Genomic DNA, 14,439 nt, shown 5'->3' on the forward strand with positions numbered 1-14,439 from the left:
CGGACCGTCCCCGCTCGCGCCTCAGAGCCTGTCGGGTGACCTCTGATCGGGCGGCCAAGGCCCCCCGGCAGGCTCTCAGACCGCCGTCGCCGTCAGTTCCAGCGCCGCGTGCAGCGAGGTGGCGTCGGCACGGGCTTCCTCTCCGGTCATGCGCAGCGTCATCCGCCCCGAGGTGAGCACCGTGAGCGCCCGGGCGGACTCGACGGCCTGGGCGGGGCTGGGGGACACCAGCAGTACGGCGATGCCCTCGGCCGCCAGCGTGGTCACCAGCTCGTTGACCTGCCGTACGAGGACCGGCGCCAGGCCCTCGGTGGGCTCGTCGAGCAGCAGCACCCGCGGCGAGCCGAGCAGCGCGCGGGCCAGCGCCAGCATCTGCTGTTCGCCGCCGGACAGATCCGTACCCCGGTTGCCCCGGCGCTCGCCCAGCCGGGGCAGCAGTTCCAGGACGCGCGCGGGGGTCCACACGCTGGGGCGCGTCGTGTCGCCGCGGTGCGGCGGGCGGTAGGACAGTCGCAGGTGCTCGTCGACGGTCAGCCCGGCGAACACCCGGCGGCCCTGCGGTACGAGCCCGATCCCGGCACGGGCGATCCGGTGCGCGGGCCGGCCCGTCACCTCGTGGCCGTCCAGGGTGACGGTTCCGGCGCTCGGGCGCATCAGTCCGGCGACGGTGTGGACGAGGGTGGTCTTCCCGGCGCCGTTGTGGCCGACGACGGCGTGGACCGTGCCGGCGGGCACCGACAGGTCGAGGGAGTGCAGGACGGTGCCGCCGTGGTAGCCCGCGGTCAGGCCGGTGAGTTCGAGCATCGGGGGCCGGTCAGCCTCTCGCTTCGGTGACGGACGCCGCTTCGGTGGCGGACGGACGGACGGTGGGGATCCCCGTTCCCCGGGCATGGCCCGGGCCCGCCGTCGAACCGGTGCCGTGGTACGCGTCGCGGACCTCGGGATGCGCGAGCACCTCCTGGGTCGGGCCGGTGACGAGCACCTTCCCGGCGGCCAACACCGTCACCGAAGAGGCGAGTTGCGCGACCACCTCGACATGGTGCTCGACCAGGATGACCGCGACGCTCGCCGGCAGACCGCCGAGGATGCCGAGCAGCCGGCCGATGTCACCGTCGGTCAGTCCGGCCGCCGGCTCGTCCAGGAGCAGCAGCCGGGGGTTGCCCGCCAGCGCGGCGGCGAGGTCGAGCATGCGGCGCTGCCCGTGCGAGAGCGTGGAAGCCGGCCGGTGGGCGAGGTCCGCGAGGCCGACGGTCTCCAGATGACGGCCCGCGGACTCGGTGTGCAGCCGGTAGCGGGACGGACTGCGCCAGGCCCCGCGCCGCTTCGGGTGGTGCGGCCAGCCGGCCAGGACGATGTTGTCCAGCACCGACAAGTCGGCTATCACCGAGAGCTGTTGGAAGCTCCGGGCGATACCGAGACGGCTCCGCCTGGCCGTGGGCGTAACGGTGATGTCGGTGCCGTCCAGGGTGATCGTGCCGTGGTCGGGCCGGTCCGTCCCCGCGATGAGGTTGAGCAGCGTGGTCTTCCCGGCGCCATTGGGGCCGATGACGGCGTGCCGGGCGCCCGCCGACAGCCGCAGGCCGACGTCGTCGACGGCGGTGAGCGTGCCGTATCTGCGGGTGAGCCGGGTGAGGTCGAGGACGGGGGGCGCCGGTTCCGGTGCCGATGCCGCGGGGGTCGGTGCGGGTGTCATGGGGAGACCTTCCCGGCGGGGGCCGAAAGGGGGGCGGGCGGGGGCTGATCCTCGGCCCTGGAAGCGTCGCGGGACGGCCCGCTCCCGCCGCCGGATCCGCCGCTGCGCAGACCCGCCAGCCCGCGCGGCAGCACGTACACGGTGGCGACGAAGAGAACGCCGAGCAGCAGGGGACCGTGGCCGGGCCAGGATCCGGCGACCCAGTCCCGGGTGGCGACGATGAGTCCGGCGCCCAGCAGCGCGCCGATCACGGACGTCGTACCGCCGATGACCACCGCCAGCAGGGCGAACGCGGCGATCTCGAACCCGACGTCGGCGGGGGAGAGGTACTGCTGGACGGTCACCATCAGTGACCCGCCCACGCCGGCCAGGGCGCCCGCGCAGACATGGGCCACCAGCAGGTAGCGCCCCACAGGATGCCCCGAGGCACGCATCCGCGCCTCGGCGCCCCGGGTGCCGGTCAGCAGCTTCCCCGCCGGGGAGCGCAGGACGAGCAGGGTGACGGCGACGGCGACGACGGCCACGACGAGCGCGTAGTTGTACAGCTCGCTCTCCTCCAGCATCCCCTCCCCGCCCCACAGCGCCCGGGTGGCCGGGAAGCCGACGAGACCGTCGGCGCCGCCGGTGACGGACTTGAGCTGGTTGACGACCGCCCCGGTCAGCTCACCGATGGCGAGCGTGATCATCAGCACGGTGGTGCCGCGGGCCCGGATCACCGCGGGCCCCACCACCGCCGAGAAGACCGCGGCCGCGAGCGCCGACAGGACGATCTGGACGGGGCCCACGGTCCACCCGGCGTCGGCGAGATTCGCGGTGGCGTACGCGCCCACGGCGAACGGCGCGGTCTGCCCGAGGGTGGGCAGACCGGCGTAGCCGGTGAGGATGGTGACGCTGACCGCGAGCAGCCCGAGGGCCAGGGCGGAACCGGCCAGCGAGATGCTGTACGCGTCGAGCAGGGCCGGCAGGGCGATCAGCACCACGAGCAGGACGAGCAGCGGTGCCGCCTGCCGCCACGCGGCCCCGCCCGGCAGCCGTCCGGTCCACGCGGGCAGGAGGCTCCTGCCCGTGCGGGGCGCGATGACGATCCGGTCCCCCTCCGACGCCTCGCGTGCCTCCACTGCCCCTGGCGCCTCAGCTGCCGCTCCGCTTCCCGCCGCCCCGCGCGGGCGTCGTCGCAGGCGGGCGGCGAGATGGCTCCGGAGCCGGGCGACCGGATCCGGGGCAGGGCCCTCGGGACCGTGCGCCGTCGCCGGTTCCGCGAAGCGGGAGCGAAGCACCAGCACCGCCGCCATCGCGGCGAAGAGCAGATACGGCGCCAGGTCGGGCGCCACCGAGACGCCCAGCGTCTGCACCTCGCCCACGGCGACCGCCGCGAAGAAGGTCGCCCACAGCGAGCGCAGCCCGCCGAGCACGACCACCACGAGCGACAGCATCAGCACGGTCTCGGACGTACCGGGCCCGGGGCCGATGATGGGCGCCCCCAGCACGCCCGCCGCCCCGGCCAGCGCACCCGCCGCCGCGAGGACGCCGGTGTGGACCGCCCGGGGGCTGTGACCGGTGGCCGCGAGCATCTGCGGATCGTCGGCGGCGGCCCGTACCGCCGCGCCCATACGGGTCCGGGTCAGCACCCAGGTCCCGAACGCCGCGAGCAGCACGGCCATCACGATGAAGCAGAGCCGGTAGGCGGGGTAGCGGTGGCCCAGCAGGGTCACCGAGGAGTCGAGCGCCTCGGGTACGCGCACGGGAAGTTCGTCCGCCCCGAAGAACTGGATGAGCAGATCGCCGCCGATCAGGGCGAGCCCGAACGTCAGCAGCGCCTGCGCCAGATGCCCACGCCGGGCGAGCGGAGCCGTCGCGGCGGACAGCCCCGCCCCGGCGACGCACGCCGCCGCGGTACCGGCGGCCAGACCGAGGGCGAGCCCGCCCCAGGTCCCGTCGCTCAGCTCGGCCCCCGTGTAGGCGCCGATCGCGTAGAGCGTGCCGTGCGACAGATTCAGCACACCCGCCGTGCCGAAGGCGAGACTCAGGCCGGCGGCGACCACGAACAGCAGCAGCCCGAAGGCCACTCCGTCCACCGCCGGAATGAGGTGGGCATCCAGGAGATCCATGTCAGCTGCCGAGCGTCGCCAGGTCCTGGACCATGACGTTGGCCAACTGGGCGCCGTCCGGCCGCACCTGGCGCAGGTACCACGTCTGCACCGGCGAGTGGGCCTTGTCGCCGAACTCCCAGGCGCCGCGCGGGCTGTCGATCTGGCCAAGACCCGCGATGGCCTCGTTGATGGTCTGCGAGGTCACGTCGCCGTCCTTCGCCGCGTCGGCGATCGCCTTGTCCAGCACGGCGGCCGCGTCGTACGACGCCATGGCGTAGGTGGTGGGCTGGCTGTCGTGCTCCGCCGTCCAGTCGGCGGCGAACGTGCGGTTCGCCTCGTTGTCGAGGTCGGCCGCGTAGTTCAGGACGGAGTAGATGTCCTTCGCCGCGGCGCCCTGGGCCTGGAGAACGCTGCCCTCGGTGACGAAGGCCGTGTACAGCGGGAGATCGGCGATGTCCGACTGGGCGTACTGCTTGGCGAAGTCGATCGCGGCCTTGCCGGCGTAGAAGCAGTACACCGCCTTGGCATCGGTCTTGGCGATCTCCGCGAAGTACGGCATGAAGTTGGTCGTCTTCGGGAACGGCGTCCAGGTGGTCTCGCCGTCCGGGTTGGCGAGCTCTCCCTTCACGCGCTTGAACTCATCGGTGAATCCTCGTAGTTCGTCGTGACCCCCCTGGTAGTCGGGGCCGATCGCGTAGACCGGCCCGTCGACCTTCTCCTTGATGTACGGGGCGATGGCCCTGCCCGGTTCGTCGGACAGGAAGCTCGTCGTCCACACGTACTCGATGTCCTTGACCGGAGGACGGGCGTTCGACCCCAGGAAGGGGATCTTGGCCTGCTGGACCAACGGCAGCACCGCGTTGACCGAGCCGCCGCCGACCAGGCCCGTCAGCACGTCGACCTTGTCCTTCTTGACCAGCTTGGTGGCCGCGGGCACGGCGGTCGGCGGACCGTCGCCCTCGTCCGCCACGATGAGCTCGACCTCGCGGCCGCCCAGCTTGTTGCCGTGGGTGTCCAGATACAGCTTGAAGCCGTCCCGCAGCTCCGTGCCGACCGGCTCGTAGGTGCCCGACAGGGAGGCCACCAGGCCGATCTTCACGGTGTCGTCGTCGGCGCCGCTGTCGCCGCTGCAACCGGTGACGGCCGCCAGTCCGAGGGCGAGGGCGGCGGCGCCGACCGGCCGGAATCCACGGCGGCGGCGGGGGCTGGGTTGGGCGAAGAAGAACATGAGGGCTCTCATCAGGGGTGGAGGGGGGGGGAATGGCGGGAGCGTCGGCTGGTACGGCCGGACCGGCGGTCAGCGCGACGGCGGGAAGCTCGGATCGCGTACCTGGGGGGACAGCGAGTCACCGACCTGGTTGATCAGTTCGGACATCATGTAGCTGACCTCACCGATGTCCGCGTCCCTGGTGGTGGTCACGAGCAGCGAGGCGCCGCTGGAGACGGCCATCGAGAACATGTAGCCGCCCTCCATCGCGGTGAGGCTGTGCTCCACGGGGTCGGTGTTGGTCAACTGGGCTGCCGCGGAGAGCAGGTTGACGACGCCGGACGCGATGGCGGCCAGCCGTTCGGCGTCGTCGCGTTCCACGCCCGTGTACGCCAGCGCGAGTCCATCCACGGACACGGCTATCGCCTGGGTGACTTCCGGGAGGCGCCCGGCGAAATCGCTCAGGATCCAGCTCAGGTCGGAGGAGGTGGTCATTTCTCGGTCCGTTCGGTGTTGTCGTCCGGGGCGGAACGCCCCCGGTGGTTCGTGCTCCGGTTGATCCCCTGGGCGTAGGCCGCCAGTACGTCGGAGACCTGCCGGGAGTCCCGGCGGCGGGGCGACGGCCGTGGAGCACCGGCGCCGGCGCGCTGTTCGGCGCCGTCCCGTCTGCCCGCGGCGGGCCACTGCTGAGGCGCTCTGCGCTGCCGCACGGGCAGCCCCGATGAACTGACTCCGGCGACACGCGTCGCGGGCTCGTCGTGCACGGGATGCGGCGCGGGCGTACTGCCGAGCCCCCGCTCATGTGCGGGCGTGGGCGTGGTGTCGTGCCCCCGCTCACGCGTGCCGACACCCGCACCGACCGTCGCGCTCCCGCGGGCGGGCCGCGCGTCCGCTCCGGCCGGCTGCCGGCGGCCCCCCGCCCCCGGCGGGGTGATCGGCCGGGGCGTCTCGTAGCCGGCATCGTCGCCCCGTACGCCCGGCTGCTTCCCCTCCTCCGGCAGGTCCAGCGCCAGCACCTTCGCGGGCAGCGTCACCTCGGCGATGGTGCCGGGGCCGGAGGAGTCGCGCAGTTCGACAACGATGCCGTGGCGCGCGGCGAGCCGTGCCACCACATGCAGACCCATGGACCGTACGTCGCCGATGCCCGCCTGCGGTTCGCGCAACGCGGCGTTGTGGACCGCGCGGCGCTCCGCCGTGATGCCCACCCCCTCGTCGACGATCTGCACGACGGCACGGTCCCACAGCCGCCAGACGGCGACGCCGACCTGCTTGTCCGGGGGTGAGTACCGGGTCGCGTTGTCGAGCAGTTCCGCCAGGATGTGCGCCACGTCGTGCACGGCACGGGCGGTGATGCCGATCCCCGACTCGATCGCGCCGAGCGAGACGCGGTCGAACCGCTCGATCTGCTGGGCGGCGGCCACGATGACGGTGGAGCACCCGACATCGGCGGAGCGCACCCGGGCGTTCCCGTAACCACCCAGCACCAGGAGGTTGTTGGTGTTGCGCTCCATGCGGACGGCGAGGTGGTCGAGAGCGAAGAGGGTCTTCATCCGTACGGGATCGGCCTCGTCGCGCTGCACGGTGTCCAGTTCGGACACCATGACGGCGGTCAACCGGGCTCCCCGGCGGGCGACACCTACCAGCGTCTCGGCCAACTGCTCGTGCGCGTGGGCCTGTTGAGCAGCAAGGCGGACGGCCTCGTGGTGGACGGCGTTGAACGCCTCGCCGACCTCGCCGATCTCGTCCTCACCCGTGGTCCTGACCGGGTCACCGGTCCGCCGGGCCACCTCCTCGGGCGTCGCGCCGCGCAGCGCGCCGGGCTGGGACAGTTCGCTCATCACGGCGGGCAGCCCGGAGTGGGCGACCTCGTGCGCGGCGTTGCGCAGATCGCGCAGCCGCCGGATCATGACGCGCCCCAGGCGGATCGCGACGACGACGACGCCGACCAGGGTCAGCACCACCAGGGCGACCTCCGCGGCGGCCGTCCATATGAGGGTGGTGCGTACGTCGGAGACCTCGGCGAGGACGGCCGCGTCGACCCGCTTTTCCACCGAACGCAGCAGCTCCTGGCGGTCGTTGGCGGCCTTCTGCCATTCCTTCGGCGTGACCGTGATGTCCTTGCCGGCGCCCGTGCGCCCGATCTCGTCCTCGAGCCGTCGGGCTTCCAGCGCCTTCGCCCCGGAGAGGGTGCGCTCCAGCCAGGTCCGCCATTCGCCCGGCCCGAGGTCGAACATGGCGCCGACCGACTCGGTGTAGCCCATCCGGCCGGCGTCGAAGGTCCGCTGGGAGGCGGTGGTGAAACCGCCCGCCGCCTGCGCCCTCGCCACGGTGACCTGCTGTTGTGCCGTGTGTTCGGCGGCCTCCGACAGGGCGGCCGCGGCGCGGATCCGGTCCGCGATGTCGGCGTCGACGCCGTCCGCCTGTGCGATGCCGTCGCGGTAGCTGTTGAGGTCGGCGATCACGATCCGGTAGCCGAAGGCGAGGGCGGAGACGGTGCTGCTGCCCGAGCGCACCTGGGCGCGCAGCCCGGGTATCTCTTCGATGAAGCGCTCGATACGGTCCAGAGCGCCCTGCGCGCTGCCGGGTAACGCGGAGAGTTCCTTGGTCCGGTTGCGGAATCCGGCGATGCTCCTGTCGGTCGCGTTCGCACGTAACCGGAACGTGTCCGCGTCATCCTGTTCGGAGATCAGGGCGGTGGCCGCCGCCCGCTCACGTTGCAACATATGGGCCAACTCGCTTGCCCCGTCCGCCGCATGGATCATCGAGGTCAGCCGGTCGGCCTGGAGCGCCTGGTTGGTCGCGGGCGCGAGCGCCAGAACCGAGAAGGCGACGGCCACGGTGAGCGGTGCGGTGACGAGGAGTACGAGGCGACGATTGATTTTCACTGCGCGGCTCCGTCGCCGGAACCGGGCTCGAGTATCGGTGACACGCAGATACCTGTTAACGAGTCGTGGAGGGTGTCGGTGAGTGCGTTTCGGTGAGAGGAAGGGGGCTGGTGGGGCAGAAGAGGCCCCAGAGGCGCGCGGCATGATCCTATGCCGTAGTGCACGCCTCCGGACGGGTGAATCTCTGAAAAATCTGCGCACCTACCGCACAGGGATGGTCTGTCCTCGATCACAAGTGTGCGGAAAACAACGGTTATTGAGCGCTCTCCGCCCTGCACGCGCTGCCCGCGCAGTCTCCCGAGCCGACGCCGAGGCCGCCGCTGGCCTCCGCTGACGTGGCCGAGGGTGGTGGCCTTGATCAGCGGCGCGGGAGGCAGGAGCGCGGTGTCGGCGACTTCGACCATCAGGCAGCTCCCCGGAGACCTCGTCGGCCGACGGGCGGCGCGCCCCTACCGCAGCGCGTCCATCCACGCCTCGACCTCGTCCGCACCGCGCGGCAGACCCGACGACAGACACAGCGCACCGTCGGCCGTGATGACGAAGTCGTCCTCGATCCGCACGCCGATGCCGCGCAGTTCCTCGGGGACCGTCAGGTCGTCGGGCTGGAAGTACAGCCCGGGCTCGACGGTGAGCACGTGGCCCTCCTCCAGCACGCCGCCCGGGTACGTCTCGCCGCGGGCGGCGGCGCAGTCGTGGCAGTCCAGGCCGAGCATGTGGCCCGTACCGCAGACGGTGTACCGGCGGTACAGGCCGGCCTCGTGCGGGATCGCCCCGCCACCGGGCCGCAGGCCCCAGGCGTCGAGCCCCTCGGCCATGACGCGCGTCGCGGCGTCGTGGAAGGCGCCGTACGGCGCACCGGGCCGCAGCGCGGCGATACCCGCCGACTGGGCGGCGAACACCAGGTCGTAGACGCGCCGTTGGACCTCCGAGAAGCGGCCGCCGACTGGCAGCGTCCGGGTGACGTCCCCGGTGTAGAACGAGTCGGCCTCGACACCCGCGTCCAGCAGCAGCAACTCCCCGTCCCGCACCGGGCCGTCGTTGTGCATCCAGTGCAGCACGCACGCGTGCGCGCCGGCCGCCGCGATGGTCTCGAACCCCAGACCGTACCCCTCCAGCCGGGCCCGCCGGTTGAAGGTGCCCTCGACCCACCGCTCGCCCCGCGCGAGGCGGGTGGCCTGCGGCAGTTCACCGACGACGTCGTGGAAGCCGGCGACCGTGTGCCCGACGGCGGCGCGCAGCTGATCGATCTCCCACGCGTCCTTGACCAGCCGCAACTCCGACAGGAAGGCGAGCAGTTCGGCCTCGGCCGGTGCGGACGGCGGGATCAGCGCGTCGACGAGGGCGTCCTCGCCGCGCACCACCCGGGTCGGGACGCCGCCGCCGAGTGCCCACTCCATGCGCTCCCGGGCGACCGCCTCCACACCGAGGGCGTCCGCGGTCTCCTGGAGCGTCCGGCGTCGGCCGACCCAGAACTCGCCGTGCTGCCGGTCGCTGTAGAACTCCGCCCCGGAAGGGCCGGCGTCGCGCGGCGACCGTGGCCGGGTGAACAGGGTGACCTCGTGCCCGCTGCCGGTGGGTTCGAAGACGAGCACACTGTCCGGCACCGCGGACGTCCCCTGCTCGGCGGTGAGGTGGATGAACGCCGAATGCGGCCGGAAGGCGTAGTCGAAGTCGTTGCTGCGGGTCTTGAGCCCGCCCGCCGGGACGACGATCCGCTCTCCGGGGAACCTCTCGGACACCGCCGCACGCCGCTCGGCCGCGCACGCCGCTCCGGAGACGGGCGGCAGCCTCCTGTCCGTGTCCGCCCACCCCTGCCGAAAGACCTCGGCCACCGCGGCCGGTGTCCGACGATCGTGACTCCGCGCCCCGCGCGAGCCGTCCCGCTGTTCCATCACATGCCTTCCCGTCATCCTGTGGGGTCCCGCGTCATCCGGTCGTCAGCCCCGCAGCCGGGCCATCCACGCCTCCACGTCGTCGGCGGCCCGGGGGAGGCCGGCCGAGAGGTTCTCGTTGCCCTCGTCGGTGACCAGGAAGTCGTCCTCGATCCGCACGCCGATGCCGCGGAACTCCTCGGGCACGGTCAGGTCGTCCGACTGGAAGTACAGGCCCGGCTCGACGGTGAGCACCATGCCCGCCGCCAGCGTCCCGTCCACGTACAGCTCGGTGGGGGCCTTCGCGCAGTCGTGTACGTCCAGCCCGAGCATGTGGCCCGTGCCGGCCAGCGTCCAGCGGCGGTACAGCCCGAGTTCGTACGCCTCGTCCACCGACCGCTCGCCGAACAGCCCCCAGGAGGCGAGGTGTTCGGTCAGTACACGCTGGGCCGCGTGGTGGAAGTCCCGGTACTTGGCACCTGGCCTGACCGCTGCGATGCCGGCCGACTGCGCCTCGTACACCGCGTCGTACACCCTGCGCTGGATCGGCGTGAAGCGGCCGTCGACCGGCAGGGTGCGGGTGACGTCGGCGGTGTAGAGGTTGCGGCTCTCCACTCCGGCGTCGATCAGCAGCAGCTCGCCCGGGCGGGCCTCGCCGTCGTTGCGGACCCAGTGCAGGGTCGTGGCGTGCGGTCCCGCCGCGCAGACCGACGCGTAGCCGACGTCATTGCCCTCGATCCGCGCACGCATCCGGAAGGTGCCCTCGACGGCCCGCTCCAGGGTCGGCGTGTCCGTGCCGAGGACGCGCACCACGTCCTCGAAGCCACGCGCGGTCGCCCGGCAGGCGTGACGCAGGTCGGCGATCTCGAACTCGTCCTTGAGCAGCCTCATTTCGGACAGGGCGGTGCGGAACTCGGTGTCGCGCTCGGCGGTCACCCTGTCGTCCAGGGCGGCGTCGACGCCCGCGTCGTGGCCGCGCAGCAGACGGATCGGGCCGGTGGCCGAGGCGAGCCGCTCGGTCAGCGTGCGGACATCGCGGCAGGGCAGGCCGAGGAGCCGCTCGTTCTCGGTGAGGCTGTTGCGTCGGCCGTCCCAGAGCTCACCGTGGTAGTCGCGCCAGAACTCCCCGCTCTCGCGGTCGGACCGGGGGAGCAGATAGGCGATCGCCCGGTGCTCGCAGCCCTGACCGGGCTCCAGGACCAGCACGGAGTCCTGTGACTGGTCACCCGTCAGATAGACGTAGTCGGAGGACGGCCGGAACGGGTGGTCGGTGTCGTTGGCGCGGACCTTCGGGTTGCCGGCGGGGATCACCAGCAGTTCCCCGGGGAAGAGGGCGGAGAGCGTCGCCCGGCGGCGTGCGGTGTACACCGCCTGCGCTATGGGCTCGAGGTCGTGGCGCTCGGTGTCCGCCCAGCCTTGCCTCATGTTCTCGGCGAGCTCGGCGCTCACGTCCCCGTACAGACCGTTCTTCCGCGTCCTGCCCTCGTCCGACTCATCAGTTGCGACCGCCTCCCGGTGCGAATCCGTCACGCTCGTTCCTCCTCGATCGTGGGTGGATGGAGCTTGCAATGTACGGTGTGACATTTTACAGGGCAAGGTGTGGGCCCCATCGGAACCCTGCCGCGCCGCCGACCCACCCCTGGCCGCCGGGGTCCTGCGTGGTCGCTGCTCGGCCGTTTCGCACCTGGTCGACCGGGATGTCCTGAGGGATCTCGGCCTGCTCGAGAAACGGCCGTGATGGCGCGACGTCCCGTGACGGCGACCAGCGTCCTCACGTCTCCCTTGGCTCTCGCTGCCGCCGGCCTGTCCTTCGCTCTGCCGAGGATCGCGGAAACCGGACCGAGGCATCGAGCCGGTCGGGGAAGCCGGGGACGCGCAAGGTCTCATCGCAGGCCCCGCCGGGCCGGTGCGGCTTCGCTCCACTGCCTGGACGTACGAACGGAGTGCTCCCTATGTTGTTGCAGCTGTCAGGGGCGAGATCAAACAGGGGGATCGGACATGAGCGATATCGCCGTCCAGCGGCACCGTGAAATCCCGGGCCATAAGGAGGAACCGCTGTCGGAGTTCATCGACCGTCTCTTCGGCAGCCTTTCGCGGACGGACCAGCGCAACCGCTCCCGCGAGTACGTGAGGGGCCTGCTGTCGACCCCGGGCAAGAAGTCGCTGCGGCGGATGGCGGCCGCGGTCTCCGACTCCCCGCACACCGCGCAGGCCCTGCAACAGTTCGTCAACGTCAGCCCCTGGGACTGGCGGCCGGTGCGGCACGCGCTCGCCGAGTGGGTCGAGCAGCGCCGTGCGACCACGGTCTGGGGCTTGGAGGTGGCGGCGATACCCAAGCGCGGCGAGCACTCGGCCGGCGTGCACCGGCGGGCGACCGCCGACACCGAGGGTGGGGTCAACGGCCAGCTGGCCGTCGGCCTGTTCCTGGCGTCGGCCGACCTGTGCGTACCGGTCGACTGGCGCCTGGTGCTGCCGGGGCGGTGGCAGAGCGACGGGGCGTGGCGAGCCGCGGCCCGCATCGCCGAGGACGAGGTCACACCCGCGGAGGGAGCCTGCGCTCTCGATCTCGTACGGGCCCGGACGCGCGCCACTCGTCGCAGGGGGTTCCCGGTCGTCGTCGACCTCACCCGGGTCCCGCACGACGCCATGTTCCTGTCCGGGGTCGCCACGCTCGGGACAGGGTTCGTCGCACGGATCTCCGGTGACACCGTCCTGCATCCGCGGGCCGGTGACCGGGGGCCGGTCCTTGCACGAGAACTCCTCCGTAGTGCCCCCGGGTTGCCCCTGAGTGACGCGGGTGTCGCGGCGGGGGCGCCCGGGCGCGGGCCCTCCCGGGTGCGGACCTGTGTCGTCCGGCCGGCCGTCGGGGCGTCGGCCGCACGGCGGCGCCTGTGCAGGGTGATCGTCGAGCTCCCGGCCGGGGAGGACCGCGCTCCGAGGTACTTCCTCACCGATCTCACCCACCACCAGCCCATGGCGGTGCTCGCCCTCGCGGACACCGCCGAGCGGACCCCCGCCACGGTGCGCCGACTGCGGGACCACTTCGGCCTCGCGGACTTCGAGGGCCGCTCCTACCCCGGCTGGCACCACCACATGACGCTCATGTCGGCGGCCTACGCCTTCGAGCGCCTGACCGCGACGGGCACCGACAGCGGCGCGGCCTGATCCGCGGCACGGACTCGACGGGTCGGTCCCCGCCCCTCGTCCGGGCCGAGCGCCGGTACGTCAGGTACTCCCGTGCGGCGCGCCGCACCCCTGCGGGAGTGCGCGCCGCACGGGGGCGCCTCATGGCGAGCTCGTCGCCGACCGCGCGGGTGAGGTGAGCGTGACCCTCAGCCTGCCGGGGTTGAGGGTGAGCTGGGGGAGGCGGGGCTGGGTGAGGCGGGTGTCCAGCAGGGTGACGTCCCAGTGGCTGAGCAGGGACGCCAGCAGCATGACGCCCTCCATCATCGAGAACTCGTCCCCGATGCACTTGCGGGCTCCGCCGCCGAACACCGCGAAGGGGACCCGGGGCTTGGAGCCCTGGGCGTCCCAGCGGTCGGGGTCGAAGCGCAGCGGGTCCGGGTAGAGCTCGGGCAGGTGGCTGATGAGATACGGGCTGTACGCGAGGGTCGTGCCGCGGGGCAGGGCGTACGGGCCCAGTTCGGTGTCCTTCTCGGTCCGGCGTGTCAGGAACCAGCCGGGCGGGTGCATGCGCAGCGCTTCGGTGAACACCTGTCGCGTGTAGGTGAGGTGGGGCAGGTCCTCCCAGCGGGCCGTGCGGCCGCCGAGGACGGAGGTGACCTCGCCCGTGAGGCGCCGGTGCACGTCGGGGTGCGTGGCGCTGAGGCGCAGGCTCCAGTTCAGCGCGCCGGCCGTGGTCTCCGTACCTGCCGAGTACATGGTCACGGCCTGGTCCACGAGTTCGTCGTCAGTGAGGGCGGGAGTGTCGCTGTCCGGGTCGCGGGCGGCCATCAGCATCGACAGGAGGGTCGCGCCTTCAGGACCTTCGGCGTCGCCGCGTCGGCGGCGCTCGGCGGTGAGTTGTGTCATCGAGCGGCGGACGCGTTCGGTGGCCCGCAGGTAGCGGACGGTGCCCGGCGTGGGCACCTTGCGCAGCGGTTTCGGCAGCAGGGTGTGCCGGGTGAAGCCGGCCATGAGCGTGTCGAAGTCCGCCGCCAGACGTGCGTGGATCGCCGGCTCCAGGCGGGTGCCGAAGACCGAGGACAGCACGATGTCGGCGGTCAGGCTGCGCGAGGTGATGCCCAGGTCGAGCACCTGGCCGTCGTGCCAGCCGCCCACGACGGTGTCGATCCGCTGAGTGATGATGCGGGCGTAGTCGGGGAACCTGGCCTGGTGAAAGGCGGGTTGCATCAGGCGGCGCTGGCGGCGGTGTTCGGCCGCGGGGCAGGTGGCGAGGCCCTGGCCGCCCGCTTCGCGCAGGCGCTCGAAGAGCGGGCCGCCCTTGTCGAAGACCCGGTCCTGGACCAGTACGGAGCGCGTCAGTTCGGGGTCGCACACCACCATGACGGGCATGCGGCCTAACCGGATCTCCACCACCGGGCCGTGTGCGGGCAGGGTGCGCAGGAACGCCAGGGGTGAGCGCAGGAAGGCCGGCAGATGCCCCACCAGAGGCCGGGCGCCGGGGGCCCGGGGCGCCGTGGAAACGTTGTTCATGTCCATGACCGACTCCTTGTGTTCCTTGGCTGCTTGG

The 14,439-nt window shown here is 72.3% G+C and carries 10 protein-coding genes; 1 reads left to right on the forward strand and 9 read right to left on the reverse strand.

What is annotated here, in order from left to right; genetic code table 11:
* Nucleotides 1-75: 75 nt before the first annotated feature.
* The 8 genes from IG90_RS0104330 to IG90_RS0104365 all read right to left on the reverse strand — a co-directional run bounded on the left by IG90_RS0104330 (nt 76) and on the right by IG90_RS0104365 (nt 11,171).
* Entirely contained in the window at nt 76-804 is a 729-nt protein-coding gene (locus IG90_RS0104330; protein WP_030577763.1) for an ABC transporter ATP-binding protein, read from the reverse strand.
* 10 nt (nt 805-814) lie between these two features.
* Nucleotides 815-1,693, reverse strand: coding sequence for an ABC transporter ATP-binding protein (locus IG90_RS0104335; protein ID WP_030577766.1), 879 nt, complete (start codon nt 1,691-1,693; stop codon nt 815-817).
* On the reverse strand, nt 1,690-3,801 hold the full coding sequence (locus tag IG90_RS0104340) for an ABC transporter permease (protein WP_030577769.1): 2,112 nt from the start codon (nt 3,799-3,801) through the stop codon (nt 1,690-1,692). Before IG90_RS0104340 ends, IG90_RS0104335 begins: the two co-directional genes overlap by 4 nt.
* Nucleotide 3,802: 1 nt before the next feature.
* Nucleotides 3,803-5,011 carry an ABC transporter substrate-binding protein gene (locus IG90_RS0104345; protein WP_030577771.1) on the reverse strand — a complete coding sequence of 403 codons (1,209 nt, stop codon included), beginning with the start codon at nt 5,009-5,011 and terminating at the stop codon, nt 3,803-3,805.
* 69 nt (nt 5,012-5,080) lie between these two features.
* The gene (locus IG90_RS0104350; protein WP_030577775.1) at nt 5,081-5,485 is read right to left on the reverse strand and encodes a roadblock/LC7 domain-containing protein; all 405 of its coding nucleotides are present in this window, start codon (nt 5,483-5,485) and stop codon (nt 5,081-5,083) included.
* Nucleotides 5,482-7,875: a sensor histidine kinase gene (locus IG90_RS0104355; RefSeq protein ID WP_030577778.1), complete on the reverse strand. Its 2,394-nt coding sequence runs from the start codon at nt 7,873-7,875 to the stop codon at nt 5,482-5,484. The genes IG90_RS0104350 and IG90_RS0104355 overlap by 4 nt, the downstream gene beginning before the upstream one ends.
* A gap of 449 nt (nt 7,876-8,324) precedes the next feature.
* A complete protein-coding gene (locus IG90_RS0104360) occupies nt 8,325-9,767 on the reverse strand; it encodes an aminopeptidase P family protein (RefSeq protein WP_030577781.1) in 1,443 nt (480 codons plus the stop codon).
* 45 nt (nt 9,768-9,812) lie between these two features.
* Nucleotides 9,813-11,171: an aminopeptidase P family protein gene (locus IG90_RS0104365; protein WP_411572611.1), complete on the reverse strand. Its 1,359-nt coding sequence runs from the start codon at nt 11,169-11,171 to the stop codon at nt 9,813-9,815.
* Between the two features lie 573 nt (nt 11,172-11,744).
* Here IG90_RS0104365 and IG90_RS0104370 point away from each other — a divergent pair.
* Entirely contained in the window at nt 11,745-12,911 is a 1,167-nt protein-coding gene (locus tag IG90_RS0104370; RefSeq protein WP_051859973.1) for an IS701 family transposase, read from the forward strand.
* A gap of 120 nt (nt 12,912-13,031) precedes the next feature.
* Here the strand turns inward: IG90_RS0104370 and IG90_RS0104375 are convergent, their stop codons facing one another.
* Nucleotides 13,032-14,408 (reverse strand): cytochrome P450, encoded by a 1,377-nt coding sequence (locus tag IG90_RS0104375; RefSeq protein WP_233435891.1) that lies wholly within the window; start codon nt 14,406-14,408, stop codon nt 13,032-13,034.
* Nucleotides 14,409-14,439: the final 31 nt, after the last annotated feature.

It is taken from the genome of Streptomyces anulatus (assembly GCF_000721175.1).
GTDB lineage: Bacteria > Actinomycetota > Actinomycetes > Streptomycetales > Streptomycetaceae > Streptomyces > Streptomyces anulatus_C.